Annotated in this window: 30 protein-coding genes and 1 pseudogene; 18 read left to right on the top strand and 13 right to left on the bottom strand. The window is 68.2% G+C overall.

Annotated features, from left to right (window positions below; translation table 11 throughout):
- Positions 1–5 precede the first annotated feature (5 nt).
- The 11 genes from OHA64_RS26835 (at position 6) to OHA64_RS26785 (ending at position 6,152) form a co-directional block, all read left to right on the top strand.
- A complete protein-coding gene (locus OHA64_RS26835; protein WP_328749249.1) occupies positions 6–311 on the top strand; it encodes a hypothetical protein in 306 nt (101 codons plus the stop codon).
- Positions 311–1,057 (top strand): N-acetylmuramoyl-L-alanine amidase, encoded by a 747-nt coding sequence (locus tag OHA64_RS26830; RefSeq protein ID WP_328749248.1) that lies wholly within the window; start codon positions 311–313, stop codon positions 1,055–1,057. The genes OHA64_RS26835 and OHA64_RS26830 overlap by 1 nt, the downstream gene beginning before the upstream one ends.
- A 2-nt stretch (positions 1,058–1,059) precedes the next feature.
- Complete coding sequence (locus OHA64_RS26825) at positions 1,060–1,341, top strand: hypothetical protein (RefSeq protein ID WP_328749247.1); 282 nt, start codon at positions 1,060–1,062, stop codon at positions 1,339–1,341.
- Positions 1,342–1,435: 94 nt separating this feature from the next.
- Positions 1,436–2,161, top strand: coding sequence for a transglycosylase SLT domain-containing protein (locus OHA64_RS26820; RefSeq protein WP_328749246.1), 726 nt, complete (start codon positions 1,436–1,438; stop codon positions 2,159–2,161).
- A 9-nt stretch (positions 2,162–2,170) separates the two neighbouring features.
- Positions 2,171–2,686: a hypothetical protein gene (locus OHA64_RS26815; protein ID WP_328749245.1), complete on the top strand. Its 516-nt coding sequence runs from the start codon at positions 2,171–2,173 to the stop codon at positions 2,684–2,686.
- A complete protein-coding gene (locus OHA64_RS26810) occupies positions 2,683–3,180 on the top strand; it encodes an HNH endonuclease signature motif containing protein (protein ID WP_328749244.1) in 498 nt (165 codons plus the stop codon). Before OHA64_RS26815 ends, OHA64_RS26810 begins: the two co-directional genes overlap by 4 nt.
- A gap of 250 nt (positions 3,181–3,430) precedes the next feature.
- Positions 3,431–3,727 (top strand): hypothetical protein, encoded by a 297-nt coding sequence (locus tag OHA64_RS26805; protein ID WP_328749243.1) that lies wholly within the window; start codon positions 3,431–3,433, stop codon positions 3,725–3,727.
- Between the two features lie 7 nt (positions 3,728–3,734).
- Positions 3,735–4,202 carry a hypothetical protein gene (locus OHA64_RS26800; RefSeq protein ID WP_328749242.1) on the top strand — a complete coding sequence of 156 codons (468 nt, stop codon included), beginning with the start codon at positions 3,735–3,737 and terminating at the stop codon, positions 4,200–4,202.
- Positions 4,199–4,471, top strand: coding sequence for a hypothetical protein (locus OHA64_RS26795; protein WP_328749241.1), 273 nt, complete (start codon positions 4,199–4,201; stop codon positions 4,469–4,471). The genes OHA64_RS26800 and OHA64_RS26795 overlap by 4 nt, the downstream gene beginning before the upstream one ends.
- Positions 4,468–4,656: a hypothetical protein gene (locus OHA64_RS26790; RefSeq protein ID WP_328749240.1), complete on the top strand. Its 189-nt coding sequence runs from the start codon at positions 4,468–4,470 to the stop codon at positions 4,654–4,656. Before OHA64_RS26795 ends, OHA64_RS26790 begins: the two co-directional genes overlap by 4 nt.
- Positions 4,653–6,152 carry a hypothetical protein gene (locus OHA64_RS26785; RefSeq protein ID WP_328749239.1) on the top strand — a complete coding sequence of 500 codons (1,500 nt, stop codon included), beginning with the start codon at positions 4,653–4,655 and terminating at the stop codon, positions 6,150–6,152. The genes OHA64_RS26790 and OHA64_RS26785 overlap by 4 nt, the downstream gene beginning before the upstream one ends.
- 34 nt (positions 6,153–6,186) lie before the next feature.
- Here the strand turns inward: OHA64_RS26785 and OHA64_RS26780 are convergent, their stop codons facing one another.
- The 6 genes from OHA64_RS26780 to OHA64_RS26755 all read right to left on the bottom strand — a co-directional run bounded on the left by OHA64_RS26780 (position 6,187) and on the right by OHA64_RS26755 (position 9,553).
- Positions 6,187–6,435 (bottom strand): hypothetical protein, encoded by a 249-nt coding sequence (locus OHA64_RS26780; RefSeq protein ID WP_328749238.1) that lies wholly within the window; start codon positions 6,433–6,435, stop codon positions 6,187–6,189.
- Entirely contained in the window at positions 6,432–7,151 is a 720-nt protein-coding gene (locus OHA64_RS26775; protein WP_328749237.1) for a hypothetical protein, read from the bottom strand. Before OHA64_RS26775 ends, OHA64_RS26780 begins: the two co-directional genes overlap by 4 nt.
- Positions 7,152–7,388: 237 nt before the next feature.
- Entirely contained in the window at positions 7,389–8,180 is a 792-nt protein-coding gene (locus OHA64_RS26770; RefSeq protein ID WP_328749236.1) for a hypothetical protein, read from the bottom strand.
- 67 nt (positions 8,181–8,247) lie between these two features.
- Positions 8,248–8,919, bottom strand: coding sequence for a hypothetical protein (locus OHA64_RS26765; RefSeq protein ID WP_328749235.1), 672 nt, complete (start codon positions 8,917–8,919; stop codon positions 8,248–8,250).
- Positions 8,920–8,934: 15 nt separating this feature from the next.
- Positions 8,935–9,210, bottom strand: a complete 276-nt coding sequence (locus tag OHA64_RS26760) for a hypothetical protein (RefSeq protein WP_328749234.1) — start codon at positions 9,208–9,210, stop codon at positions 8,935–8,937.
- Positions 9,211–9,238: 28 nt separating this feature from the next.
- Entirely contained in the window at positions 9,239–9,553 is a 315-nt protein-coding gene (locus OHA64_RS26755) for a hypothetical protein (protein ID WP_328749233.1), read from the bottom strand.
- A gap of 565 nt (positions 9,554–10,118) precedes the next feature.
- On the opposite strand from OHA64_RS26755, the pseudogene OHA64_RS26750 reads away from it, so the two are divergent.
- From OHA64_RS26750 to OHA64_RS26735, 4 genes and pseudogenes are all read left to right on the top strand, one after another.
- Positions 10,119–10,385: pseudogene (locus tag OHA64_RS26750) on the top strand (nuclear transport factor 2 family protein); the annotation flags it as partial.
- 332 nt (positions 10,386–10,717) lie between these two features.
- Positions 10,718–11,077, top strand: coding sequence for a dihydroneopterin aldolase (gene folB / locus OHA64_RS26745; RefSeq protein WP_405617325.1), 360 nt, complete (start codon positions 10,718–10,720; stop codon positions 11,075–11,077).
- Positions 11,074–11,685 carry a 2-amino-4-hydroxy-6-hydroxymethyldihydropteridine diphosphokinase gene (folK, locus tag OHA64_RS26740; RefSeq protein WP_405617323.1) on the top strand — a complete coding sequence of 204 codons (612 nt, stop codon included), beginning with the start codon at positions 11,074–11,076 and terminating at the stop codon, positions 11,683–11,685. The genes folB and folK overlap by 4 nt, the downstream gene beginning before the upstream one ends.
- Before the next feature lie 56 nt (positions 11,686–11,741).
- On the top strand, positions 11,742–12,227 hold the full coding sequence (locus tag OHA64_RS26735; RefSeq protein ID WP_405617321.1) for a DUF3180 domain-containing protein: 486 nt from the start codon (positions 11,742–11,744) through the stop codon (positions 12,225–12,227).
- Positions 12,228–12,254: 27 nt separating this feature from the next.
- Here the strand turns inward: OHA64_RS26735 and folE are convergent, their stop codons facing one another.
- The 6 genes from folE to dacB all read right to left on the bottom strand — a co-directional run bounded on the left by folE (position 12,255) and on the right by dacB (position 19,961).
- Positions 12,255–12,860 carry a GTP cyclohydrolase I FolE gene (gene folE / locus OHA64_RS26730; RefSeq protein WP_405617319.1) on the bottom strand — a complete coding sequence of 202 codons (606 nt, stop codon included), beginning with the start codon at positions 12,858–12,860 and terminating at the stop codon, positions 12,255–12,257.
- 154 nt (positions 12,861–13,014) lie between these two features.
- Positions 13,015–15,057, bottom strand: coding sequence for an ATP-dependent zinc metalloprotease FtsH (gene ftsH, locus OHA64_RS26725; RefSeq protein WP_405617317.1), 2,043 nt, complete (start codon positions 15,055–15,057; stop codon positions 13,015–13,017).
- A 185-nt stretch (positions 15,058–15,242) separates the two neighbouring features.
- The gene (gene hpt / locus OHA64_RS26720; RefSeq protein ID WP_405617315.1) at positions 15,243–15,803 is read right to left on the bottom strand and encodes a hypoxanthine phosphoribosyltransferase; all 561 of its coding nucleotides are present in this window, start codon (positions 15,801–15,803) and stop codon (positions 15,243–15,245) included.
- A gap of 60 nt (positions 15,804–15,863) precedes the next feature.
- On the bottom strand, positions 15,864–16,895 hold the full coding sequence (tilS, locus tag OHA64_RS26715; protein WP_405617313.1) for a tRNA lysidine(34) synthetase TilS: 1,032 nt from the start codon (positions 16,893–16,895) through the stop codon (positions 15,864–15,866).
- A gap of 193 nt (positions 16,896–17,088) precedes the next feature.
- Positions 17,089–18,219, bottom strand: coding sequence for a zinc-dependent metalloprotease (locus tag OHA64_RS26710; protein ID WP_405617311.1), 1,131 nt, complete (start codon positions 18,217–18,219; stop codon positions 17,089–17,091).
- A gap of 80 nt (positions 18,220–18,299) precedes the next feature.
- Positions 18,300–19,961 (bottom strand): D-alanyl-D-alanine carboxypeptidase/D-alanyl-D-alanine-endopeptidase, encoded by a 1,662-nt coding sequence (gene dacB / locus OHA64_RS26705; RefSeq protein ID WP_405617309.1) that lies wholly within the window; start codon positions 19,959–19,961, stop codon positions 18,300–18,302.
- 79 nt (positions 19,962–20,040) lie between these two features.
- Here dacB and OHA64_RS26700 point away from each other — a divergent pair, with 79 nt between their 5' ends.
- Positions 20,041–20,532 carry an inorganic diphosphatase gene (locus OHA64_RS26700; protein WP_405617307.1) on the top strand — a complete coding sequence of 164 codons (492 nt, stop codon included), beginning with the start codon at positions 20,041–20,043 and terminating at the stop codon, positions 20,530–20,532.
- 112 nt (positions 20,533–20,644) lie between these two features.
- The gene (locus OHA64_RS26695; RefSeq protein ID WP_405617305.1) at positions 20,645–22,318 is read left to right on the top strand and encodes a threonine/serine exporter ThrE family protein; all 1,674 of its coding nucleotides are present in this window, start codon (positions 20,645–20,647) and stop codon (positions 22,316–22,318) included.
- 1,044 nt (positions 22,319–23,362) lie between these two features.
- On the opposite strand, the gene OHA64_RS26690 is transcribed toward OHA64_RS26695, so the two are convergent.
- Positions 23,363–24,340, bottom strand: coding sequence for a DedA family protein (locus OHA64_RS26690; RefSeq protein ID WP_405617303.1), 978 nt, complete (start codon positions 24,338–24,340; stop codon positions 23,363–23,365).
- Positions 24,341–24,482: 142 nt separating this feature from the next.
- Between OHA64_RS26690 and OHA64_RS26685 the strand changes: the two genes are divergently transcribed.
- Positions 24,483–24,848 carry a YbjQ family protein gene (locus OHA64_RS26685; RefSeq protein WP_405617301.1) on the top strand — a complete coding sequence of 122 codons (366 nt, stop codon included), beginning with the start codon at positions 24,483–24,485 and terminating at the stop codon, positions 24,846–24,848.
- Positions 24,849–24,852 lie beyond the last annotated feature (4 nt).

Genomic DNA, 24,852 nt, shown 5'->3' with positions numbered 1-24,852 from the left:
GCACAGTGGCCTCACCCACCATCGGCCGGACCGTCCACTACCGCGTCACCGAATACGACGCGGAGCGGATCAACAAACGCCGCAAGGACGCCTACTCCAGCGGCGCCTACGCCGAGGAAAACGGCACCATCGCCCACGTCGGCAACACCGTCGCCGAAGGACAGATCTTCCCGGCCGACATCGTCCGCGTCTGGTCCGGCGACCTGGTCAACCTCCAGGTGAAGCTCGACGGCAACGACGTCTACTGGGCAACCAGCCGCGCCGAAGGCGAGGACCCGGGCCAGTGGGCCTGGCCGGAGGTGGTGCACTGATGGCCACCCCCCTCACCGCAGCCGCCTTCCTCGCCGCCCTACGCGCCGAAGGAGTCACGGTCGTAGAGGTCGGCTCCTGGCGCACCCACAACCGCAACAGCGTGGGCCTCTGGGGACCCGTCAACGGCATCACGGTCCACCACACCGTCACCAAGGGCACCCAGAGCACCGTCAGCATCTGCCGCGACGGCTACGCCGGTCTGCCCGGCCCTCTATGCCACGGCGTCATCGGCAAAGACGGGGTCGTCTACCTCGTCGGCATGGGACGCGCCAACCACGCGGGCGGCGGAGACAACGACGTCCTCAACGCGGTCATCAACGAGTCCTACGCCACCAAGCCCCCAGCCCCGCGCTACGGCCAGGGCGACGCCGGAGCGGTCGACGGCAACCGCCGTCTGTACGGCTTCGAGTGCGAAAACATGGGCGACGGCAAGGACCCGTGGCCGGCCAAGCAAATCGAGGCCATCGTCCGCGCCACGGCCGCCGTCTGCCGCGCCCACGGCTGGGGCTCCAAGAGCGTCATCGGCCACCTGGAGTGGTCCAACCAGAAGTCGGACCCCGTGGGCTTCACCATGCCCGCCATCCGCATGCGCGTCGCCGAGCGCCTCGCGCACGCGTCGAACTGGAGCCCCTCCACCCCGGCGCCCACCCCCACACCCACCATCGAGTCGAGGGTGGCAGCCCTTGAAAAGCTCGTCGCGGCGCAAGGCGTACGCATCGCCGCTCTGGAAAAGAAAGCGGCCTAACCATGACGTTCTACGACCTCGTCTGCTCCTGGTGGCGAACCGCCGTCCCGGTCATCGTCGGCTGGCTCGGCACGCTCCTGGCCGGCATCTACGTCGACATTGACGAACAGGCCCTCGCCGGCGGTCTCACCGCCGCCTTCGCTGTCGTCTACTACGGGCTCTTCCGGCTGCTGGAGACCAAGGCCAGCCCCGCCTTCGGATGGTTCCTCGGCCTGGCCCGCCCGCCCGCCTACCCCACCCCGCCCGAAAAGCCCACCAACCGGATGTACGGACCGCCCGTATAGCGGATACCTGAACCATTTTTCGGCCCTTTAGGGTGACGGACGCCGGAACGCCAAGCGGATGGCCGGGGTCCTGTCTCCGTTGAAAGGCCATCCCGTGTCCCGCCCGAAGCTCCCCGACATCCCCTGGCGCACATTCCGAATCGCTGCCGCCGTCGCCACCGCCGTGCTTCTGACGACCGCCTCCCTGGTCGCGCCGGCCGATGCCAAGCCCGACGGCCCCACCCCACAGCCCGTGCTCACCCCCTCGATGACCAACCTCGACCTCCTCCTGGTCGACGGCCACCTCAAGGTCACCGAGGCCCTTCAGCACCAGGCAGCCGCCCAGGCCGACGCGCACCGCCAGGCCGCCGCCGAGGCCGCCGCCAAGCGCCGCGCAGAGAAGGCCAAGGCCGCCGCCGAGCACCGAGCACAAGCGAAGGCCGCCGCAGAGCGCCGCGCAGCAGCGAAGGCCGCCGCAGAGGCCACGCGCCCCAGCACCCCGCCGCGCACCTCCCGCTCCCAGAGCCGCACACTGCCCGCCCAGACCGCCACCGTGTCCAGCGCCCAGTCCTTCGCGCGCTCACGGCTCTCCTCAGCCCAGTACTCCTGCCTGCGCAAGGTGGTCGACCACGAGAGCGGCTGGAATCACCTGGCCGTCAATTCAAGCTCCGGCGCCTACGGCCTTTTCCAGGCACTCCCCGGCTCCAAGATGGCATCCGCCGGCACCGACTGGCGCACCAACCCCCTCACCCAGATGCGGTGGGGGCTTTCTTATATGAGCAACCGCTACGGAAGCCCATGCGGAGCCTGGTATTTCTGGCAGAAAAATGGGTGGTATTAGCGTCAGCGCATGACGCAGATCCGCCTACTTCTTTGCAAGGATTGCCGCACAACCGAAGTGCTTCCGCACTACGAGGGTGACCCGCGCCAAGACACGGTCCTCGAATACGCAGCAGCCAAGCACCGGTACCCCAACGGGGAACGGCATTTCGGCCGTCTCTACCCGGTTGAGGGCGTAGACGAGGACCGCTGGCATTCCTCGGCAGAAGTCCGCGACGAAATCCTCAAGCGGGTCTGGCAGCAAGAAGGCGCCACCGGCATGGAGCCGTGGGTGTATCAGGCTGTCGACACCCTCAAGAGTGACGCCATGCAGTGCTGGCGCGGCCGAGGCCGACCGGAAACCTGCTCCGACTTCCACAGCGACAAGAAGCGCCTCACCCCGCCCACCGCAGGGGACCGCAAGGCGGAGGGCCTGCCCAAGTGGGACAAGTCCAACCCCGCCGGCCAGCGCTACCTCTGCGACTACTGCCCCATCCGGTCCGTCAACGAGCAGCGCGTGCGCGCCAAGCTCGGGCTGTACGAATGACCCCGCCGCGACGGCCCCCGTCCGGCGGGTGGGAGCGACGCTTCTTCGACAAGGTCGACAAGGGCACCGAATTCGACGACTGCCACATATGGCTCGGCGCCAAGGACGACTACGGCTACGGCAAATTCAGATTGCCAAACGGCCAGGTCAAGGGCACCCACATCATCGCCTGGGAAATGGCCAATCAGAAGACCGTTCCCCCCGGCTGGCATGTCGACCACCAGTGCCGGATCAGGGCCTGCTGCAACCCGGAGCACCTTGAGCCCGTGCCCGCCACAGAAAACGTCGCACGCGGCGAATCATTCTCCGCCAAGAACGCGCGCAAGACCCATTGCCCCAAGGGCCACGAATACAGCGAGGAAAACACCCGCTGGCATTCCGGCCGCCGGGAGTGCATCACGTGCATCCGGGCCCGCGACAAAGAACGCCGCCAGGCCCGCCGGCAGGAAAAAGAAGAAAGCACCTGGAGCACCACACGAAAGAGCTGGCAGTGACCTACACACGGACACACACCCGCATTGAGTTCGCCAACCCCTACCTCGTGTGCACCCAGTGCGAGCGCCCCGTGAGCGCCTGGCACAACCCCGAAGCCTGCGGGTGCTCCGCCGCAACCCGAAACCTGCCCTGCCAGCACACCGCCGGCGTCCGCGACACCTGCCCGTCCTGGAGCCCCGTAGACGGCTGCCTCTGTCCGGCCGGCGCCACCCCACACCGCATTCACCCTGCATTCGACTAGGAGCACCCATGCCCCTCGAAACCCCCACCCCGAACGGCCCCGACGGCACCCTCCAGGTCCGCACCGCCTTCATGGTCGTGCAGCACACCAACGGCGAGTGGGAAGCCCTCAGCGACTTCGGGAAGCCGATCACCGCCGAACGCTCGGCCACCGTCCTGGAGATGAAGTTCGGCGCATCCGAAGTCGTCTCAGACATCGAGGCCAGCAAGCAAGCCGCCATCACAGCCCACCAGTTGATGGCCATGACGGCGCAGATGCAGCAGGCCGCGCAGCACCAATCCCTCGCCGACAAGCTCAAGCTCTGAGGCCCTCGTGCTTGCCGCCGTCATGGTCGTCGAGGGAGTCCTACGCCTCCCCGCCAGCGAAGGCCACATAGACACCGGGTGGGGCCTCTACCAGGCCCTGAACAAGAACTGCCGGCTGCACCTGCTCTCCCACGCCTGGAGCGAGCAGGACATCGCTCTGTGGCTGCAAAAGCGGCAGCTCACCGGCCACCAGTCCTACCTCCACGCACCTGAGCCCGGACCGGCCGGCCGCCTCGAAGCTCTCCAGCGCGTCCGCGCCTGGCGCATCGGCGCCCTCGTCATCGAGTCCGACCCCGCGTGCGCCGCAGCCGAGCTGGCCGCCGGCTGGAACACCGCCCTGGTCACCTCCGCTTTCCAGGGCCCTCGCCAGCCCTCTGCCGGGCCGTCGGCCATCCGCCCCTGGGACGACCTCACCGGTGCCGTCGAGCGCCAGCACGAGATCCGCCTCACCCCCCACAGCCTGGAGCAGCCATGACCACCAAGCACACGACCCGCTTCGTCCGCAGCGACACCGATCTCGTGCGCTTCCACCTCGACCGCCACGAAGACATCACCGGCATCAGCGGCGAGGGCACAGTCGCCGGTGGCGTGATCTTCCCCGACGGCACCGTGGCGATGAGGTGGAACACCGGGACCAGCTCGACAGCCATCTACGACTCCATCGACGACGTCGTAGAAATCCACGGCCACAACGGCGCGACCGTCGTCACCCTGATCGACGTCCGCGAGGACGCCGGGTCATGAGCATGTCCCGCAAGCACTACCGGGCCTTCGCCGAAGTCCTCCGCCAGGCCCACGAGTACTACCCAGAGGCCCGCGACGTCGTCGACCAAATCACCCGAGGCATCGCCGGTATCTGCGGCGAAGACAACCGCGCCTTTCGCCGACAGCAGTTCTTCGACGCGGCCGAACCGGAGACCCCCTCATGATCTTCTACTTCGCCGGCGCGGAAATCCCCTCCCACCGCAGCCTCCTGGCCGCCGAGAAAGTCCCCCACGTCGGCATGTCCTACATGGGCCTACGCCGGCGCGTGAAATTCGCCAAGCCCTGGTCCATCGCGGAGCACTACACCCCCGAGCAGTCCGTCTTCCTGGACAGTGGCTGCCACACGCTGAACAGGCCCGGCGTCGAGGTCACCCCCGAGGAAATCCAGGACATCGCCAACCACTACGACGCGTTCGTGGAGCAGAACCTGGACCGCGTCCAGGCGTACGTCGAGTTCGACGCCCTCCCCATGGGCCACGAGTGGATCGCAGCTCGCCGGCAGCACCTCGACCCCGAGAAGTCGATCGTCGTCTGGCACGAGGAATGGGGCCTCGACGTCCTCAAGCGCATGGCCGACCAGTTCCCCTACATCGCCGTCGGCCAAGGCACCTGCGGGGACCGGGACATCATCCCCACCCTGCGCTCCCTCAGCCGGCGCATCAAGCTCCACGGCATGGGCTTCTCCAGCCCACCCCTCATGCTCTCCGCCGACTGGTACAGCGTCTCCTCCACCACGTGGTTGTCGGCCGCCCAGCATGGCGAAACGTTCGTATGGACCGGCTCAGAGATGAAGCGGTACCCGGCCCGATACAAAGGGCAGGCGCGCAAACGCCACCGCACCCTGATCACCGGCGCCGGCCTTGACGTCGACCTCATCGACGCCGACGACGCCACCGAGAACCTCCGACTCAGCCTGTGGTCCTGGCGGCACCAGATCGCCCACATTTCGCAGCGCCACGGCAAGGGAGTAACTGCCACCGCCCTACCCCCCGGTTCCGAAAACGCGGAAAGCAGTGCCCTGACAGTTGCGGCGACCTCTTCAGAAGAGGAGCACGAGGGGGTAACTGAACCGCCCGCCACACGGGTGAAGAAGCTCCTCCCCGGCATCGAGACCGAAGCCTTCACCCACCGCTACACCGACCCCGACAGCGGGGAACGCCAGACCCGCACCGAGCACCGCATCAACGCCGTCGACCCCGGGGTCCGGGTGTGTGACGGGTGCTTCCTGGCCAACAAATGTCCCGAGTACCAGCCCGGGGAATCCTGTGCGTACGAGATGCCTGTGCGCGTCCGCACGAAGGAGCAATACATCGCGCTCCTGGACAGCATGATCAGCATGCAGGCCATGCGCGTCTTCTCGATGCGCATGTCAGAGGAGGTCGAAGGCGGGTACGCCGACCCAAATCTCTCCTCCGAGATGGATCGCCTCGCCAAGTTCGTCAAGCTCAAGAGCGACATCGAAGAGGCCGGATTTACGTTTTCGATGAAGATGCAGTCGAAGGACCACGCAGAGGTCGGGCTGATCTCACGCCTCTTCGGCCCAAAGTCGGATGGCCCCCCCGCGTTGAGCCCCGCCGGGACAGTGTCAGCCGAGCAAGCCTTCAGCCAGATGGGCATCGTTGACGCGGAAGTCGTCGAGGAGCCCGTACCAAGGGAGTAACCCCCTCACCAGGCCCCTCGACCGGAACCGCGTCCTACGACAGCACCTCGTCGACCGGCTTCAGGCCGGCCAGATCCTGCATCTCCTGGTCCACCGGCTCACCGAGCTGCACCATCGCCTCGATCAGCAAAGAGAACGCCTCGGCGTCCACCCCGTGCAGCGCGCGGAGGTTGCCGGGCATCTCGCCTTCACACGCCTCTTCCAGCCGCTCCCACGCGGTCGCGAGCTGCTTCTGCACCTCCTCCGCCGACCGCATGATGACCATCCGCTGGTTCTTGCTCATTCCTGCACCCCTTCCAGCCCGGCCTCGGGCTGTGCGCCCAGACCATCCCGCAAAATCGCTTCCAAGACCGCGAACTTCTCATCGGTCACTTCGATGTTCACTCGCCCGAGGACGCCGGCCTTCGGGTGCTCCCTCGCGTCGAACCGGACCCCCAGGGACCTGCCCTCCCGCTCCTCACGCACCTGCTCCTCGAACCGCTCCAGCAGGCCGGCCAAGGCTGGGTAGTGCTTGGCGAATACCGCCCGCCCCTCCGCGTCTTCGGCCGCCCACTTCTCCTGGCGCTCCTGATCCTTGCGCGCCTTCTTGGCGGCCTCCGCCGCGTCCTCCGCTATGGCCTGGTCCATGAGCAGCTTCAGCCGCTCCGGCGTGAACACGAAACGGATCTTCGCCATGGCCGGACCGACTTCGCGGTAAGTCGTTATGCGGAAGGCGCCCCGCTTCACCTCACCTGTCGTCCAGCGCTCCGGCGTATTCGGGAGGCCATCGGGCCAGGGAAACAGCAGCTTGCGACCGACGTGACCGATCTCGGCGAGCTGTCCCGCCGCGATGGTCTCCTTCAGGTACCGCAGGGCCGTGGTCTCGGTCACTCCCAGCCGTCGAGCCAGGCTCCGGCTCGTTGCCCCCACCGCGAGCAGCGCACCGTCGGGCGCCGCTGCCTCCATGTCCCGAACCGCCTCGACGATCGCCGAGTGCCGAGCACTCATCTGCTCCACCATGAGCGTCTGTCTACCACCCGTCTCCGACAGCGCGGGAATTTTTCACTTGTCCCGCGAAACGTACATCGTGATTCCCAGACACATGCCCGCCGTGACCACGGCAGTCAGCACCGTCGACACGTCGCTCTGGAATAGGAACTGCAAAACCGACATGACAACCGACATGACACTCCTCCAGACATGACGAAGCCCCCGCTCCCAGACCAGGAACGGGGGCCGCCGGCCGACGCCAGCAAGTTACTTCGGGCACCCCTCATCCGGCTCCAGGCACCGGCCTCGGCCGAGAGCCGCCGCATCCCACCACTCGCGCATGAGGTCCGGGTTTTCCCGAACCGTCTTGCACTGCGAGCGCTGAGCAAGAAGGTCACCGCTCAGCGGCGTGAAGGCGTGCGGAACGGACTCGGTGAACAGGTCCGCGTAGCCCTTGCTGCCCAGGAAGATCACGTCCGCGTCAGCCAGATCAAGCGACGCGGTATGCCGGCGCATCTTCTCCGGGGTGATCGCCTTCGGGTCACCGAGCTTGACGTTGTACCGCCCCAGAGGACGCTTCAGCGGGATCAGGCCGTGCCAGGCCGACATGATCCATGTGAGGAACGGGTTGGTCAGCGCACTCGCGGTCAGGCGCAGCGACCGGTGATACGGCCCGATGTACAACTGCCCGGCCGGGATCACACCCCGGTAGTGGTACTTCTCCCAGCTCGGCTCGGCCTTCTTGTCACCGCATTGAAGGACTACGACCCTGCGCCGCTGGCACGGCACGCCGAATTGCCTGGCGTAGGCCCGGCCTGCCTGCGTCAGGAACAGCGACGCCGCCGAGTCCTCGTACGAACCCTGCCTGTCGAAGTAGGCACTCGGTCGCATGTCCCCAAAGCCAGCTCGATGAACCGAGACCAAGGTCCGCTTGTTGAAAATCACGTGCTTCGGCACGAACCCGTCCTCGATGCCTGGAATCAGGTGGTCGGGACGCTGCGCCGCTGCGAGCACGGCATTGTGCTGTTGCTCGGGTAGGCGTTTGAATTTCTCGGCCATGAGGCTCCTTTGGGCATGCAAAAGGCCCCCGCTCCGAAGAACGGGGGCCTGATGGAACGCAGGGGGTCTACTCCCAGGGGACGTGGGTCGGCGACTCAGGGTCCACAACCGACAGACACAGGTAGGTGCTGTACTCGTCCACTACGCACTGGCCGGACTCGTCGTACATCAACCCGTGGTGACACTGACGGCACATGCCGGCCGACGCACCAGGTACCCCAGCTCTCACCAGTGGGATGGGAAAGAGACCGGCCCGATCCCCCTCTTCCAGGGGACGCCAGCCGTTCGCATATAGCTCAGAGGCCATCACCAGAACCCGAGTTCCCGAGTCCTCTACCTCCGGGTCATCCACCTCGATTCGAATGCCTTCGCTCTCCACCTCGACCACGGTGAAGTCACCCGAGTAACCCGCCTCCGCCAGGACGCGCACGCACTGGCGCTCCAAGTCGGTGCCCGCCGCAGTCAGCGCCTCCGGTTGCTCTGCACCGATAGCCTCGCGGCCGGCAGGCGTGATGAACGAACTGATGGGCGTGTGCCGATGCCCCGGCCCGACTCGGTGACCGCAAGCATCGCGCCCAATAGCCAGACCCGCGTCCCGAAGCGAATTGGTCGTGGCCACCGACGTACCGGACGGGAAACGGCCGAGCCGGTCTGCCGCAGCCGCCCGCAGACCGCGCAACTTCGCTTTTGAGAGCCGACGCCCTTGCGTTTCAGCCACGGTTACCCCAGCTTCCGTCATGCCCGAATCTTCTCCTCAGCCACGGCCGTCCTGCCTCACCGTCTCCAGGTACCGGTCCTCAATTTGGAACGGCATCTCGCCCGAGATGACCCACAGGGAGTCCGGCACCTGGCCCTGCACAATTGCGCCGGCCTCCGACGGGTTCGGCCGCGTCTCGACATCCCACACGGCGAAAAGGTCACCGTTCCAGGCACCGATCCGGTTCACCGCGTCCTCGATTTTCGCGGCCACCTTGATCTCCTCCGAGACCACCAACTCATCCCCGCCGGACTTCTTCTCCAGCTTCGCCACGACGTAGCTCATGTCGTCCTTTCACCCCTCAACCGAAACGAGAGTCCTTGTTCTGCGCCACGTCGGCGCAGCCTTCTGTCCAGTCGCCGCGCACGACGTCCTGCTTACCGGAAGCCTCGACCCACGTGCGGAAGAGGTCGTCACAGCTCGTTCTTATCTCGTCGCGGCTGCGAGTGTCCGTCGGCATGTACGCGCCACCGAATGCCTCGTTGTAGCCGAGCTTGTAGCTGCGCTCGTCGAGGCCGTCACCCGCATCACTGCCCTGCGTTGCGAATATGGCGCCGGTCGCGGCAGCTACGCCGACAACAATTCCGATGATGATCTGACGGGACCGGTGGCTCATGTGACCTCCTCGTTGTCGCAGATTATGACTTCCCACTGACAGTGGGGGTGTGGTTCAGCAGGTGGGGCTGAGCATGCCCGAGCCCTCGCACGCCAACATCGTGAACGGGCGCAGGAGTTGCACGAACTTGGTACGCCCCAGAAGACCACTCGGGGTGGTGGAACGCTATGATCCAACTGCGTACGCAACTGCGTACGCAACTAGCGTCGGCCAGGGGAGGGCCCATGCGGCGGGAGAGCGCGGATGAGGCATTTCTGCGGCGGCAGGAAGAAATCCTGCGGGACTACAACGCCTCGATAGCGAACGTGACCTCCACGGGGGCGGAGGTACGTCTGACACCTCGTCTCATGGAGTACGTTCTGGGGCTCGTCGAGGGCCGCACGGACGAGGACGCGGAGGCCCTGCGGGAGCTGCTCCGGGGGCCGGAGGACGGGGGCGAGGGACCGGACGATGAGCCGCCGAGGGCGCCAGTTCCGGGCGATGAGCTGGCCGCCAGGCGGGCCGCCAGGGAAGAAGCCGCAGGTCAGGCGGGTGATCCGACGACGTACGCTTTTTGGTATTCTTCGTCAACACGGACTACATCCAGTTCTTCCTCACCGATGTGCACGTCTCCGTCAGCGCCGACACCGCCCTGGTGACCTGCACCGAGAACATCCTCAGCGGCGGCCCCGCCCCCGAGGGCGACGAGGAGCTGGGTCCGCTCGTCGGCCAGCTGGTGGTCGCCACCAACCTGTTCCGCCGCACACCCGACGGCTGGAAACTCTGGTCCCACCACGCCTCGCCCGTTCTGGCCGAAAGTGACGAGGACGAAAGCGACGAGACCCCCGCCTGAGTGGGTAGGCGCCCCACAGGGCCACCCCCGGAACCACCCCCGGCCACCCATGGGAACCGTCCCTGAGAACTCTTCACGGGAACCACCCGCGCAGACCCCAGAGAGACCAAGAAGTGGTTGGAATCACGAACCCCCGGGTATGGGCGGCTACCAGCCCGTGAGCCGCCGGGTTCCCCAGGGGAAACGCATGATGAACCCTCTTGGCCCCGGCACGGGCTCGCGCCCCCGCGGCCGGGCCCTGTCAGTGCTCGCAGGTAGATTCATCTGAGGCCGGTGTGCCGCCCGCACACGGTACGGACCGGCCGTGACCGACGATTGCAGGAGTGATTCGCGTGGATCGTGTCGCGCTGCGCGGCCTCAAGGCCCGCGGGCACCACGGTGTGTTCCCCAAGGAACGCGAGGAGGGCCAGACCTTCATCGTGGACCTCGTCCTGGGCCTGGACACCCGACCGGCCGCCGCCGACGACGACCTGACGAAGACCGTTCACTACGGCATCGTGGCGGAGGAGGTCGTGGCCGTCGTCGAGGGCGAGCCGGTCAACCTCATCGAGACGCTCGCCGAGCGCATCGCCCAGGCCTGTCTGAAGCACGAACGGGTCGAGGAGATCGAGGTCCGCGTCCACAAGCCGGACGCCCCGATCACCGTCCCCTTCGACGACGTGACCGTCACCATCACCCGGAGCCGAGTATGACCGCGTTCTTCACCGAGGGGCACAGCGACCCGACCGTACAGCCGGTACCCGCCTCCGTCGTCGAGAAGGTCGACGCCGCCGACGCCACCCTCCACAACCCGAAACGCGCCGTGGTCTCCCTCGGCGCCAACCTCGGCAATCGTCTGGAGACGCTCCAGGGCGCCATCGACGCCCTGGAGGACACCCCGGGCGTCCGCATCAAGGCGGTCTCCCCGGTGTACGAGACGGAGCCGTGGGGCGTGGAGCCGGGCAGCCAGCCCGCGTACTTCAACGCGGTCGTGGTCCTGAAGACGACCCTGCCCCCGTCCTCCCTCCTGGAGCGGGCGCACGCGGTCGAGGAGGCCTTCCACCGCGTCCGGGACGAGCGCTGGGGTGCGCGCACCCTCGACGTCGACATCGTCGCGTACGCCGATGTGGTCACCGACGACCCGCACCTCACGCTCCCTCACCCCCGCGCCCACGAACGCGCCTTCGTGCTCGTTCCCTGGCACGACGTGGAGCCCGAGGCCCAGCTGCCCGGCCACGGCACGGTCGCCGACCTCCTCGACACGGTCACCCGCGACGGTGTGGAAGCACGCAAGGACCTGGAACTCCGGCTGCCCGAATAGCCGTTAAGGTCAAGACGGCCACAGTCCGTAGGACCTCGGGGAGCTGAAGGGACACCGTGAAAGAGCTGCGCATCAGGGTGCTGATCGGCGTCTTCGCCGTCGCCGGGATCTTGTCCTGGGCAGGCGCCCGCCTGTGGAACTCGGTCGGGACCCTGCCCAGCATCCCCGTGGCCGCGCCCATCGCCCTCGGCCTGATCGCCGTGGTCCTCCTGGCCACGGCGCTCTCGATCCGCGCCCGCCTCAAGGCGCAGCGCGAGCGCCGACCCGAGGCCAAGGGCGTCGATCCCCTGATGGCGGCCCGCGCGGTCGTCTTCGGTCAGGCCAGCGCCCTGGTCGCCGCGCTGGTCTCCGGCCTGTACGGAGGCATCGGCGTCTTCCTGCTGGAGTCCCTGGACATCCCCGCCCGCCGCGACCAGGCCATCTCCGCCGGCTTCTCGGTCCTGGCGGGCGTCGCCGTCATAGCGGCGGCCATCTTCCTGGAGCGCGTCTGCCGACTCCCGGAGGACGACGACCACAACACGGGGGCGCCTTCGGCGGCGTGACGGCCCGCCCGGCGATCAGGAAACCGTCTAGCGGGCCATGATGAGGCTCATCGCCTCATTGCGGGTGGCCGCGTCCCGCAGCTGACCGCGCACGGCCGAGGTCAGCGTCTTGGCACCGGGCTTGCGGATGCCCCGCATCGACATGCACATGTGTTCGCACTCCACGACGACGATGACACCGCGCGGCTCCAGGATCTCCATCAGGGAGTCCGCGATCTGCGTGGTGAGTCGTTCCTGTACCTGCGGGCGCCGAGCGTAGACGTCCACGAGACGGGCCAGCTTGGACAGGCCGGTGATCTTGCCGGTGGTGGCCGGGATGTAGCCGACATGAGCCACACCCCTGAACGGCACGAGATGGTGCTCACATGTCGAGTACACCTCAATGTCCTTCACGAGCACCAGCTCGTCGTGCCCCGCGTCGAACGTCGTGGTCAGCACATCCTCGGGCTTCTGCGTCAGCCCCGCGAATATCTCCTTGTACGCCCGCGCGACCCGCGCCGGAGTCTCCCTCAGGCCCTCCCGGTCAGGGTCCTCGCCGACCGCGATCAGCAGTTCGCGCACGGCGTTCTCGGCACGCTTCTCGTCGAACTCGCCGATGGAGCCCTCGCCGTCCAGCGTCACGGGGTCGGTCATGGTGCCTCGTTCCTGTGCCTGTCGCGCGTGTGGGCCACGCGCCTCATCTGTAGGCATATACGAAATGCCGCGCCCCCCAGGCTAGAACCTGGGGGGCGCGGCATTCATTCCGGGCCTGCGGCGAGGTCACCGGGGGTCCCGAGGACCCGGAGAGTCAGCTCTCCGGGCGCTCCTCGGGGGCGGGCTCGGCCGCCGGGGCGGGTTCCGCCGCGGTGGACTTCGCGGTGGAGATCGCCGGCGTCGCGCCGTTGGCGCCGTTCGTCAGTGCGAGCTCCCTGGGGGAGAGCACCGGCGGACGGGTGGACGGCGTACGCCGGGAGGACCCGGTCCAGGCCGGCCGCGGGGGACGCTTGACGATGGGAGCGAAGACCTCGGCGATCTGCTCCTTGTTCAGCGTCTCCTTCTCCAGCAACTGGAGGACGAGCTGGTCCAGGACGTCGCGGTTCTCGACCAGGATCTCCCAGGCCTCGTTGTGCGCCGTCTCGATGAGCTTCTTGACCTCCTCGTCGACCAGCGCGGCGACCTCTTCCGAGTAGTCACGCGGGTGCGACATCTCCCGGCCCAGGAACGGCTCGCTGTTGTCGCCACCGAACTTGATGGCACCGAGACGCTCGGTCATGCCGTACTGCGTGACCATCGAGCGGGCCGTGGCCGTGGCCTTCTCGATGTCGTTCGCAGCGCCGGTGGTCGGGTCGTGGAAGACCAGTTCCTCGGCCGCGCGGCCGCCCAGCATGTAGGCCAGCTGGTCCAGCATCTCGTTGCGCGTGGTCGAGTACTTGTCCTCGTCCGGCAGGACCATCGTGTAGCCCAGAGCACGGCCTCTCGAAAGGATCGTGATCTTGTGGACCGGATCGGAGTTCGGGGAGGCCGCCGCGACCAGGGCGTGACCGCCCTCGTGGTACGCGGTGATCTTCTTTTCCTTGTCCGACATGATCCGGGTCCGCTTCTGCGGGCCCGCCACGACGCGGTCGATCGCCTCGTCCAGCATGTGGTTGTCGATCAGCTTCTGGTTGCCACGCGCCGTCAGGAGCGCCGCTTCGTTCAGCACGTTCGACAGGTCCGCGCCGGTGAAGCCGGGGGTGCGGCGGGCGACGGCCGAGAGGTCGACGTCCGGTGCGACCGGCTTGCCCTTCTGGTGGACCTTCAGGATCTCCAGACGCCCCTGCATGTCCGGGCGGTCGACCGCGATCTGGCGGTCGAAACGGCCGGGACGCAGCAGCGCCGGGTCGAGGATGTCCGGACGGTTCGTGGCGGCGATGAGAATCACACCGCCCTTGACGTCGAACCCGTCCATCTCGACGAGCAGCTGGTTCAGGGTCTGCTCGCGCTCGTCGTGACCACCGCCGAGGCCGGCGCCGCGATGGCGGCCGACCGCGTCGATCTCGTCGACGAAGACGATCGCCGGGGCGTTCGCCTTGGCCTGCTCGAACAGGTCACGGACTCGGGAGGCACCGACACCGACGAACATCTCGACGAAGTCGGAACCGGAGATCGAGTAGAAGGGGACCCCGGCCTCGCCCGCGACGGCGCGCGCCAGCAGGGTCTTGCCGGTGCCGGGAGGGCCGTACAGCAGTACGCCCTTGGGAATCTTCGCCCCGACGGCCTGGAACTTCGCCGGTTCCTGCAGGAACTCCTTGATCTCGTGGAGTTCCTCGACGGCCTCGTCCGACCCGGCGACGTCCGAGAACGTCGTCTTCGGGGTGTCCTTGGTGATGAGTTTGGCCTTGGACTTCCCGAAGTTCATCACCCGGGAGCCGCCGCCCTGCATCTGATTCATCAGGAACAGGAAGAGGACCACGATGAGAATCAAGGGGAGCAGGAAAGAGATCAGCATCCCGACGAACGGATTCTGCTTGGACGGCGAAACCGTGTAGCCGTCCGGGATCTGCTTGTCCTGGTACTTGTTCTGCAGCGTGTTGGCAATGTCCACGCCCTGGTCGCCGATGTAGCTCGCCTGGATCTTCGAGCTGCCCTCGACCTTTTGGCCGTTCTTGAGCGTGACCTTGATGGTCTCGTCGTCACCTGTGGTGAGCTTGGCCGACTCGACCTTGTTCTGGTTGATCGCCTGGACGACCTGGCCGGTGTCCACCGTCTTGTAGCCGCCGGACGAGCCGACGACCTGCATCAACACGACCACGGCAAGGACGGCCAGCACGATCCACATGACCGGCCCACGGAAGTATCGCTTCACGTCCATCCATACGGAGCGGTGCCGCCCCGTCCCTCCTGCCATAGTGAGTTTGATAAAGACTGTTCTTCGGACGGTACCCCAGCATTGTCACCTGAAGCCGCGTGGGACGACTGGCGATCCGTCTACGCATGCTCCAACGGCGGGAAGCCCGCTGGGGTTCCCGATCACCGTCACGGCACCCCGACAGGGGTTCAGCCACCGTACACGTGGGGCGCGAGCGTACCGACGAACGGGAGATTGCGGTACTTCTCGGCGTAGTCGAGGCCGTAACCGACGACGAACTCGTTGGGGATGTCGAAGCCGACCCATTCGACGTCGATGGCGACCTTCGCGGCGTCGGGCTTGCGCAGCAGGGTGCACACCTTGAGGGATGCGGGCTCGCGCGAGCCGAGGTTGGAGATCAGCCAGGACAAGGTCAGGCCGGAGTCGATGATGTCCTCGACGATCAGGACGTGCTTGCCCTTGATGTCGGTGTCGAGGTCCTTGAGGATCCGCACCACACCCGACGACTGGGTGCCCGCGCCGTAGGACGACACGGCCATCCAGTCCATGGTGACGGGGGTGGACAGCGCCCGGGCGAGGTCCGCCATGACCATCACCGCGCCCTTGAGGACGCCGACGATGAGCAGGTCCTTGCCCGCGTACTCCGCGTCGATCTTCGCGGCCAGCTCGATCAGCTTCGCGTCGATCTCTTCCTTGGTGATGAGCACCGACTTGAGGTCGGCACCCATGTCTTTCGCGTCCACCCGCATCACTTTCGGTCGTCCAACCGGCTGAGCGGCCCCTCCACAGAGTCCTCGGAGAGGACGGGATCAGCCTTGCCGAATCACCAGTCTGCCACCCTGCCGTTGGGCGACGACCCGGCCCGGGAGATTGATGGCTCCCTGACCGCGCCAGCCGGTGATCAGACGGTCGACTTCCTCGATGTGACGGGCGAAGAGCGAGCCCGCGGGGGCGCCGGCCTCGATGGCCGCGCGGCGCAGGATGCGGCGGCGCACGGCGGGCGGCAGAGCGTAGAGCTTGGCGCACTCCAGGCCCCCGGTGGCGTCCCGTACGGCGGCCTCGGCCTGGCCGGCCCAGGCGTCCAGGGCGTCGGCGTCGTCGCGGGAGAGCTGGGCCGTGCGGGCGAGGGCTTCCACGACGCCTTTGCCGAGCGCCTTCTCCAGAGCGGGCAGACCCTCGTGACGCAGCCGGGAGCGGGTGTATGCCGGGTCGGCGTTGTGAGGGTCGTCCCAGACGGGCAGGGACTGGACCATGCAGGCCTTGCGGACGGTCTGCCGGTCGAGTTGGAGGAAGGGGCGGCGGTAACGGCGGGCGGACCCCGGCCTCCCGGACACGGCCGCCATGCCGGACAGGGAGCGGATGCCGGAGCCGCGGGCGAGGCCGAGCAGGACGGTTTCGGCCTGGTCGTCGCGGGTGTGGCCGAGCAGGACCGCGGTGGCGCCGTGGCGTTCCGCGGAGGCGTCCAGGGCCGCGTAGCGGGCGTCTCGGGCGGCCGCCTCGGGGCCGCCGTCGCGGCCGACGGTCACGGCGGTGGAGTCGACCGGGTCCAGGCCGAGTTCGCGCAGCCGTACGACGACCTCGTCCGCACGCTGGTCGGAGCCGGGCTGCAGGCCGTGGTCGACGGTGACGCCGCCGGCGCGGATGCCGAGCTTGGGGGCCTCGAACGCCAGGGCGGAGGCGAGGGCCATGGAGTCGGCGCCGCCGGAGCACGCCACGAGCACGAGCGGCGAGGGTGGGCGCTCGTGCGCGCCGCGCTCGGAGGTCTGGTGGTCGTTGAGGATGTCGTGGAGGACGCGGCGGACCGCCAGGCGTATCGCCGCGACCGCAGGATGGGGACCCATGTCCGGTTCCCTTCATGAAGTTTTCGGGGGGTGAGCTCGAGCTCGGTCACTCAGAGTGTGTAGATGGTGACAGAACCGGGCCGTTCCCCGAGCATTGCACGCCTACCCTTCGCTCACGGTCCCTCGGACGGGTGATTGAAGGGGCGTTCGCCTGCCGTCGGCCGGATTCGTTTCACGACCTCCGTGCCTGGGTTCACGACTCGGCCTTGCGGTGCACCCGCGCGACCCAGTCCGCCGGTTCGGCGATCTCCGCCTTCGTCGGGAGGGTGTTCGGGGATGTCCACACGCGGTTGAAGCCGTCCACGCCGACCTGGTCGACGACGGCCCGCACGAAGCGTTCGCCGTCGCGGTACTGCCGGAGTTTGGCGTCCAGACCCAGGAGCTTGCGCAGGGCGAGGTCCAGTCGGGAGGCGCCCTTGGCGCGTCGCTGCTGGAACTTCTCACGGATCTCGGCGACGGACGGGACGACCTGGGGGCCGACTCCGTCCATGACGAAGTCGGCGTGGCCCTCCAGGAGGGACATCACCGCGGTGAGGCGGCCGAGGATCTCCCGCTGGGCGGGCGTCTGCACGATTTCCACGAGGGACCTGCCGCCCTCGTCCTCCTCGCCCTCGGGGCGCCCGCCCGCGAGGGACTGGGCGGCGTCCCGGACGCGTTCCAGGACGGTCATGGGGTCGACCTCGGTCTCCCCCAGGAACGACTGGATTTCGCCCTCCAGGTGGTCCTGCAGCCAGGGCACGGCCGTGAACTGCGTGCGGTGGGTCTCCTCGTGGAGGCACACCCACAGCCGGAAGTCGTGGGGCTCCACGTCGAGTTCGCGCTCCACGTGGACGATGTTCGGGGCGACGAGGAGCAGTCGGCCGCCGCCGCTCGGTGCGCCGCCGGCCGGGAGGTCGCGGGTGGCCGGGGCGAAGGTCTCGTACTGGCCGAGGACGCGGGAGGACAGGAAGGACAGCAGCATGCCGAGTTCGACGCCGGTCACCTTGCCGCCGACGGCGCCCAGGACCGCGCCGCCGGGGGTGCTGCCGCGCCGTTCCTGCATCTTGTCGAGGAGCGGCTTGAGGATCTCCCGGAACCCGGCGACGTTCGCCCGGACCCAGCCCGGGCGGTCGACGACGAGGATCGGCGTGTCATGGGACTCTTCCGTCGCCATCCGGGTGAAGCCCCGGACGTGTTCCTCCGAGGCCTTGGCATGCCGGCGCAGTTCCGCGACGACGCCCCGGGCCTCGTCGCGGCTCACGTCGGGGCCCGGCCGTACGAGCCGCGTCGCGGTCGCGACCGCGAGATTCCAGTCGACCATCTCGGCACCACCGATGCTCGTCATGCGTCAACCGTACGTGAGCGGCCCCTTTTGGGGCAGGCCGTGACGTTGGCGGGAGTGGCCTGTGTGCGCCGGGTGCCCGGTCACCGGCAACCGCATGCCGCCAGGGCCGTGGCCGTCCGGTCCAGCGCCGCCTGGGCCGCCACCGGGTCCGTCGTGTTCGACGTCAGGAACGCGAACGCCAGCAGGCGGCCGTCCTGGTCGACCACCGTTCCGGCCAGGGTGTTCACTCCGGTCAGGGTGCCTGTCTTGGCTCGTACGAGGCCGGCCGCGCCGTTTGTGTAGCGGCTGGTCAGGGTGCCGGTGAAACCCGCCACCGGGAGGCCGGTGAGGACCGGGCGGAGGTCGGGGTGGGACGGGTCGCCGGCCTCGACGAGCAGGGAGGTGAGCAGGTCGGCGGTGAGGCGGTCGTCGCGGTCGAGGCCGCTGCCGTCGTGGAAGCCGACGCCCGACAACGGGAGTCGGAGCTTCTTCAACTGGGCGGTGATCGCGCGGCCGGCGCCGTCGAAGTCGGCGCGTTCGCCGCTCGCGACGGCCGTCTGGCGGGCGAGGGCCTCGGCGATGTCGTTGTCGCTGTTGGTGAGCATGCGTTCGACGAGGGCGGAGAGCGGGGGCGAGGAGACCGTGGCGAGGGATTCCGCGCGTGCCGTCGCCTTGGCGGGGCCGGGGGAGGTCGTCCTGATGCCGTGGTCCTCGAGGAACCCGGCGAACTTGCGGGTCGCGTCCTTCTGCGGGTCCGTCACGCGGAGCACGGGGCCGCTGGTGGATGCGTCCGTGCGGGCCTCGTCGGCCATCAGGGCGGTGACGGGGGCGAGGTTCTCGTTGACTCCGATGGGGTGAAGTTCGGGGCCCGCGTACAGGGTGGTGTCGTACGACAGCGTCACCGCGCGGATGTCCCGTTTCTTCAGGGCGGCGGCGGTCTCGGCGGCGAGGGTGCGCAGGCTCGCCCAGCCCTCGGCGTCCTCGTGGGCGGTGAGGGTGGGGTCGCCGCCGCCCACGAGGACGAGGTGCCTGCTGTCGGGTTCGAGGGCGACGCGGGTGGTGAGGCGGTGGTCGGCGCCCAGCGCGGACAGCGCCGCCACGGCGGTGGCGATCTTCGTGGTGGAGGCGGGGGTCAGCGCCTTGTCGGCTCCGGTGCCGTACAGACGCTTTCCGGTGGCGACGTCCACGACCACGGCCGTACGGCGGGTGCCGAGCGCGGCGTCCTTCAGGAGCGGGTCCAGGGTGGTGGACAGGCCCTGCCCGGTCGGGGCGGAGGTGACGGTGTTCGAGGTGCCGCCGAGGGCGGCCAGTACGGAGGCGGCGCTGGGGGCGGGCCGGGGCGCCCCGCCCGGCACACCGGGTGCCCCGTCGTGATCTGCGCCACCCGTGCGTTCCTGGGCAGCCGCCCGGTCCCGCTCGGCCGTACGCTGACCGGTGGAGTCCCAGGGTCCTGCCACGGTCACCACTGAGGCGGCCAGCGCCAGCCCGGCGGTGGCGGCTGTCGCGGTGTACTGCCAGGTCTTGACGGTCTTCGGCCTCGGGATCCGTGCGAGCTGTGGTCCCGCGGCCCGTGCCAGCCGCACGACCTGCGGTTTCGCGGCCGTCGCGGCGCGGGCGACGCGAGGTCGTACGGCGTCCGCGGCTCGCGTGAGACGAGGTCGTACGGCGTTCCCGGCGCGTGCCAGACGGGGTCGAACGGCGTTCGCGACCCGCGTCACATGCGGTCTCGCGGCCCGCCAAGGCCTCAGCTCTGGCACGACCAACAGCCCCTTTCGCGATCACACACCTGCGTGAGGGACACTTAACCACCAGAACTATGTGTTGATCATGGAGGAGCCACCGGTGGAGTTCGACGTCACGATCGAGATTCCGAAGGGTTCACGGAACAAGTACGAGGTGGACCACGAGACCGGTCGGATCCGCCTGGACCGTCGCCTCTTCACCTCGACCAGCTACCCGGCCGACTACGGCTTCGTCGAGAACACCCTCGGCGAGGACGGCGACCCGCTGGACGCGCTGGTCATCCTGGACGAGCCGACCTTCCCCGGCTGCCTCATCCAGTGCCGCACGATCGGCATGTTCCGGATGACGGACGAGGCGGGCGGCGACGACAAGCTGCTGTGCGTGCCCGCGCACGACCCGCGCGTGGAGCACCTGCGCGACATCCACCACGTCTCCGAGTTCGACCGCCTGGAGATCCAGCACTTCTTCGAGGTCTACAAGGACCTGGAGCCCGGCAAGTCCGTCGAGGGCGCCAACTGGGTGGGCCGTTCGGACGCCGAGGCCGAGATCGAGCGGTCGTACAAGCGGTTCAAGGAGACCGGCGGCCACTGAGCGCCGCTGTGCCCCACGGGCCGCGTGACCTCCTCCGGGGTGGCGCGGCCCGCTCGCATGCCTGTGCGCATACTGAGAAACGCCGAACGTGTCGTACAGGGAGCGCTGCGCAGTGACGTACGCGGAAGACCGCAAACCGCAGTCGGACGAGGCGAAGAGTGCCTTCGACTCAGAGATCACGTCCGAGTTCGCCCTTCCTGACGGGCTCGCCGTGCCCAGGGCCGGCGCCGAGTCGGAGACCACCTCCGAGTTCGCCATGCCCAACGGGTTCGACGTACCGCAGGCGCCCGCCGCGGAGCCCGAGGGGTCGGCGTTCAGCCCGCCGAGGACCTACAGCACCAAGCACGCGCCAGCCGCGTTCACGCCGCCGAGCGGTATCCCGGTGGTCAGTCTGATCAAGAACCTGCCCTGGCAGGACCGGATGCGCACCATGCTGCGGATGCCGGTGGCGGAGCGGCCCGCACCGGAGCCGGCGCACAAGGCCGAGGAGGACGAGGGCCCGGCCGTCCCTCGTGTGCTCGACCTGACGCTGCGTATCGGCGAGCTGCTGCTGGCGGGCGGCGAGGGCGCGGAGGACGTCGAGGCGGCGATGTTCGCGGTCTGCCGGTCGTACGGTCTGGACCGCTGCGAGCCGAACGTCACCTTCACGCTGCTGGCGATCTCGTACCAGCCGTCACTGGTGGACGACCCGGTGTCGGCCTCACGGACCGTGCGCCGCCGGGGCACCGACTACACGCGTCTGGCGGCGGTATACCAGCTGGTGGACGACCTCAGCGACCCGGAGACGGCGATCTCCCTGGAGGAGGCCTACCGGCGGCTCGCCGAGATCCGCCGTAACCGGCACCCGTACCCCGGCTGGGCGCTGACCGGGGCGAGCGGGCTGCTCGCGGGCGCGGCATCCGTGCTGGTCGGCGGTGATCTGCTCGTCTTCGTGGCGGCCGCGCTGGGCGCGATGCTCGGCGACCGGCTGGCGTGGTTGTGCGCGGGGCGCGGGCTGCCGGAGTTCTACCAGTTCACCGCGGCCGCGATGCCGCCGGCCGCGATCGGGATCGCGCTGACGCTGGCGGACGTCGATGTGAAGGCGTCCGCGGTGATCACCGGTGGGCTGTTCGCGCTGCTGCCCGGACGGGCCCTGGTGGCGGGCGTGCAGGACGGTCTGACGGGTTTCTACATCACCGCGTCCGCGCGTCTGCTGGAGGTCATGTACTTCTTCGTGGGCATCGTCGCCGGAGTGCTGGTGATGCTCTACGTCGGCGTGCAGCTGGGCGCCCATCTCAACCCCGACGAGGCGCTGACCAACACCCCGCGGCCGCTGTGGCAGATCGGCGCGTCGATGCTGCTGTCCCTGGCGTTCGCGGTGCTGCTCCAGCAGGAACGATCCACCGTGCTGGCGGTGACGTTGAACGGCGGTGTCGCGTGGTCGGTGTACGGCGCGCTGCAATCCACGGCCGAGATCTCGCCGGTCGCCTCGACGGCGGTGGCGGCGGGGCTGGTGGGGCTGTTCGGGCAGATGCTGTCCCGGTACCGGTTCGCGTCCGCGCTGCCCTACACGACCGCGGCGATCGGGCCGCTGCTGCCGGGTTCCGCGTCGTACTTCGGGCTGTTGTCGATCGCGCAGAACGACGTCGACGCGGGGCTGGTCTCGCTGTCCAAGGCCGCGGCGCTCGCCATGGCCATCGCCATCGGGGTCAATCTCGGCTCGGAGATCTCGCGGTTGTTCCTCCGGCTGCCGGGGGCGGGGAGCTCGGCGGGCCGCCGGGCGGCGAAGCGGACGCGAGGGTTCTGAGCGCAGGCGCCTACGAGCTGGAGGGCGGGCGCTTCAGCAGAGCCCTTACGAGGAACCCAGGCGTTTAGGCCTGGGAGGAATCGCGTCGTGTGGTGGTGACGCGGAGCGTCGCGGTGTTGGGGGTGCGGGTGCGGAGCGCCCGCAGGGCTTGTCGGCGGAGCCGGGAAAGTCGAACACGCGGTCGGGTTGTCGCTGGATGGTGGGATGGGTGTACGGGCGTCGTCTGTTTGTTTGGCTGCCCGCGGAGGGGCGGGTGTCATGGAGCTGGTGGTGCAGGTCAAGCTGTTGCCGACGCCCGTGCAGGCGACAGCACTTGAGGCAACGCTGCAGGCCTGCAACGAGGCCGCTACCTGAGCCTCCGGGGTGGCCTTCGACAAGGATGTGAAGCGGAACTTCGCGCTGCGCGAGCACACCTACTCCGAGATCAAGCAGCGGTGGGGGCTGGGTTCACCGGCGGCCCAGCACGTGATCAAGAAGACCTGTGACGCCTACACCACGCTGAAGGCGAACTTGAAGGCCGGGAATCTGGGAAAACCGTGGTCGATGCCCTACCGGCGGGCCACCGATAAGCCGGTCGCCTTTCGCCCCGAGGGCGCCCAGCCCTATGACGACCGGATGCTGTCCTGGCAGATGGGTGAGCGGACCATCTCGATCTGGCCCCTGTCCGGGCGGGTGAAGGGCGTGGCGTTCGCCGCCTCCCCCGAACATCTGGCCCGCCTGGCCCTGCACCGCAAGGGCGAGTCCGATCAGACGGAACTCGACACCGACCCGGACGGCTTTCTCGGCGTCGACCTGGGCATCGTGAACATCGCCACCACCAGTGACGGCGAGATCATGGCAGGCCGCGTTCTGAACCGGGGACGGCTGCGCGAACGCACGCTGCGCACCAGGCTGCAACGTAAGAACACCCCGTCCGCCAGGCGCCGGCTGAAGGCACGCAGGCGCAAGGAAGCACGGCGGGCAAGAGACATCAACCACAAGATCGAGCACCAAAGCCAGTGGCGCCCGCTGTGCAAGCCCGTCGCTTTAGCGGCAGGCCGTCGACTAGCCCTCGTTGTATGGGTACTGCTGGTCGTTGTTGCCCTGCTGGGTGCCGTACGGCTGCTGGTGGCCGCGGTTCTGGGGGTGCTGCTGGGGGTGCTGCTGGGGGTGCTGCTGGGGGTGCTGCTGGGCGTACGGCTGCTGCTGCGGGGCCTGGTCGTACTGCTGGCCGTACTGCTGGTCGTAGCCGTACTGCTGGTGGCCCTGGTTGTCGCCGTACGGCTGCTGCCCCTGGCCGCCGTTGCCGTAGTGCTGCTGGGGCTGGGGCTGGTCGGCCTGGGGGATGCGGCGGAGTTGGGTCGTCGCGTCGTCCATGACCGGGGGGTGCGGGTGGGCGGGGGCCTGGGGCGGGGTCTTCGCCGACTTGGAGCGGGCCCGGAGGAACTCGATCAGGATCGGGATGACCGAGACGAAGACGATCAGGATGAGGATCACTTCGATGTGCTTGTTGACGAAGTCGACGTTGCCCAGCCAGGAGCCGAGCAGGGTGACGCCGGCGCCCCACAGGACTCCGCCGATGACGTTGAAGGTGAGGAACGACCGGTACCGCATGCCGCTGACGCCGGCGATGATCGGCGTGAACGTGCGCACGATGGGCACGAAGCGGGCCAGGACCAGGGACTTCGGGCCGTACTTCTCGAAGAACTCGTGGGCCTTGGTGACGTTCTCCTGCTTGAAGAGGCGGGAGTCCGGGCGGTTGAAGAGCGACGGGCCGACCTTCTTGCCGAACATGTAACCCGCCTGGTCGCCCAGGATCGCGGCGACGCAGATGAGGGCGATCGCCCCCCACAGCGGGAAGTTCAGCTGGCCCGAGGTGATCAGCAGGCCGGCGGTGAACAGCAGCGAGTCGCCGGGCAGGAAGAAACCGATCAGCAGGCCCGACTCCGCGAAGACGATGAGCAGGAGGCCCCAGATGCTGTATGTGTCCAGCAGATAGTTGGGGTCCAGCCAGCTCGGTCCGAGAGCAATCGTCGTCGTCACGGTTCCGGGGCTCCTGAGGGGTGGAGGAAGGTACGGCGTCCTGCGTACGGACGCACAAAGCTATCAACGCAATGTGCCCGCCCCAGGTTCCACCGGCGCATCCAGGATGCACTGTGCGCCGACTCGGACGAAGCTGTGAACCATGGGCATCGAAGAATACGGCGGCGGCCAGGGTCCCGAACCGGACGTACTGGTCGTGACGACGAACGACGTACCCGGTCATCGGGTCCAGGACGTACTGGGCGAGGTCTTCGGGCTGACCGTGCGGTCCCGGCACATCGGAAGCCAGATCGGCGCGGGCCTGAAGTCGATGGTCGGGGGTGAGTTGAAGGGGCTCACCAAGACGCTCGTGCAGACCCGGAACCAGGCCATGGAACGGCTGGTCGAGCAGGCACGCGCGCGTGGCGCCAACGGCGTCCTGGCGTTCCGTTTCGACGTGACGGAGGCGGCGGACGTGGGCACCGAGGTGTGCGCCTACGGAACGGCGGTGGTCCTGGCCCGGGAGTGAGCCC

Origin of the sequence: Streptomyces sp. NBC_00076, assembly GCF_045041235.1 — a bacterium.
Classification (GTDB): Bacteria; Actinomycetota; Actinomycetes; order Streptomycetales; family Streptomycetaceae; genus Streptomyces.
Note: the sequence above shows the minus strand (reverse complement) of the source record. Positions and strands in the feature narration are given on the sequence as shown.